Origin of the sequence: Moorena sp. SIO1F2 (assembly GCF_010672755.1) — a bacterium.
In the GTDB taxonomy this organism is placed as follows: Bacteria; Cyanobacteriota; Cyanobacteriia; order Cyanobacteriales; family Coleofasciculaceae; genus Moorena.
Window position 1 is genome coordinate 1 of the sequence record NZ_JAAHFV010000629.1, and the last position, 1,792, is coordinate 1,792.

Genomic DNA, 1,792 nt, shown 5'->3' on the forward strand with positions numbered 1-1,792 from the left:
CAACCTTCCAACGTTCAACTCACTTTCAACATTCAACCTTCCAACGTTCAACTCTTTAGCTACATCTCTAACAATTTGACTAACTTGATCGGGTAGGGTACCACCGTTGTGGGAGTAGGGAGTAGGGAGTAGGGAGTAGGGAGTAGGGAGTGGGGAGTAGGGGGAAAAAAAATGAGTGTACCTCATAAGTAATAGAAAGGCTATATATGAATCCAACTATTAATTTATTTACAATTGGGTTTACTAAAAAGAGTGCTCAACAGTTCTTTGAGCTTCTGATTAATGCTGGAGTAAGGCGAGTTATCGATACCAGACTCAATAATAAATCTCAATTAGCTGGTTTCACCAAAAAGACGGATTTTGAATACTTTTTGCAGCAAATTGGTAATATTGACTATATACATCGTCTAGAATTGGCTCCGACCAAGGATATCCTAAATACCTATAAAAAAAATAATGGTGATTGGGAAACCTACGAAAAACAGTTCTTACAATTAATTACAGAGCGTGAAATCGAAAAGAAGGTATCACTAGACTTATTAGATGGTAGCTGTTTGCTGTGTAGTGAACCTACTCCCCATCACTGTCATCGCCGTTTAGTAGCAGAATATCTGAGTCAAAAATTGGGAACTATAAAAATAGTTCACCTATGATTTAGACCAAATCCCCTTTGTTAAGACCATAGAAAAACATCAGTAAGCTATCAGCTATCAGCTATCAGCTATCAGCTATCAGCTATCAGCTATCAGCCATTCGCCTGTGGCGAAGCTACAGCGAACAGCTTTTGAATAAAATAAGCTGACCACTGACCACTGACCGCTGACCGCTGACCACTGACCACTGACCACTGACTGCTGAATGCTTACGTCTAGACTAACCTTACTTGGGATTAGATAGCAGCATGACTCAGATTATTTGCTTGGCTAACTCCTGGAAGCATGGCGATAGATGTATCGCGGGAATTAATTCCCTGAAACGTCAATGGATTCGTCCTGTATCTGATTTACCGGATGGTCGGATTCCGAAACCAATGCGTCAGATTGCGGGAAGGGAACCAACTTTACTGGATATTTTAGAGATTCCTTTGGCTAAAACTGGACCAGACTTTGGCTTTGAGTGTGAAAATCTTTTGGTATTACCAGGACAATGGCGACGAGTAGGACAAGTTCCTGCTGGATATCTGAATAAGTTTTGTAGCCGGGAAAAATACATTCTCCATAATAATGAGCGCTATGTAACGGTGAGTTTCTTGCAGTCATTACCAGTAGAGCAACGATGTACACTACAACTGGTGAAAGCTGTGGAGTTCTTGGTTCAACCTATTGGTATCAGAGATGAGGGTGTAGAAAAATGGGAAGGTTCACTGGTAACAGATTGTGGACAAGAATTGACTGCTACGATTACTGATCCCGTATTTGTTAGGCATTTAGAGTTAGGGTATCGACCGCAAAATCAGTGTTTGGTTACGGTTAGTCTGAGTATGCCTTGGCGACCTGGTGATTGGCAAAAGGATGGTGACCCTTGTTGGAAGTTGATAGCAGGTGTTATTGAATTACGTAGCAATTCAGGGAATAAACTTATACTAGGAATGGATGATGAGCTTCCTTTTTAGCAATTAAAGTAGGGTGGGCAAAGTAATCTAATTTAGAGTATTCCGAATAATCCTTAGTCTAGTCAATGGCTTTTATACCCTGACACAAGTTTCCCTACTCCCTGAAACCTGGCAACCCTGGTTAGTTGCATTAGCTGCGTTTGCTGCTATCTTTGGTCATAGTAAATCCATTTGGCTAAA

At 40.9% G+C, this 1,792-nt stretch carries 2 protein-coding genes and 1 pseudogene; 2 read left to right on the plus strand and 1 reads right to left on the minus strand.

The genetic code is table 11. The annotated features are described in order from the left end of the window. A pseudogene (locus tag F6J94_RS33550) lies at window positions 1-186 on the minus strand (hypothetical protein); the annotation flags it as partial. A 20-nt stretch (window positions 187-206) separates the two neighbouring features. On the opposite strand from F6J94_RS33550, the gene F6J94_RS33555 reads away from it, so the two are divergent. Both F6J94_RS33555 and F6J94_RS33560 read left to right on the plus strand, forming a co-directional pair. Then, the gene (locus F6J94_RS33555; protein WP_293048213.1) at window positions 207-653 is read left to right on the plus strand and encodes a DUF488 family protein; all 447 of its coding nucleotides are present in this window, start codon (window positions 207-209) and stop codon (window positions 651-653) included. A 248-nt stretch (window positions 654-901) separates the two neighbouring features. Next, on the plus strand, window positions 902-1,612 hold the full coding sequence (locus F6J94_RS33560; RefSeq protein ID WP_293048215.1) for a hypothetical protein: 711 nt from the start codon (window positions 902-904) through the stop codon (window positions 1,610-1,612). The last annotated feature ends 180 nt before the right edge of the window (window positions 1,613-1,792 follow it).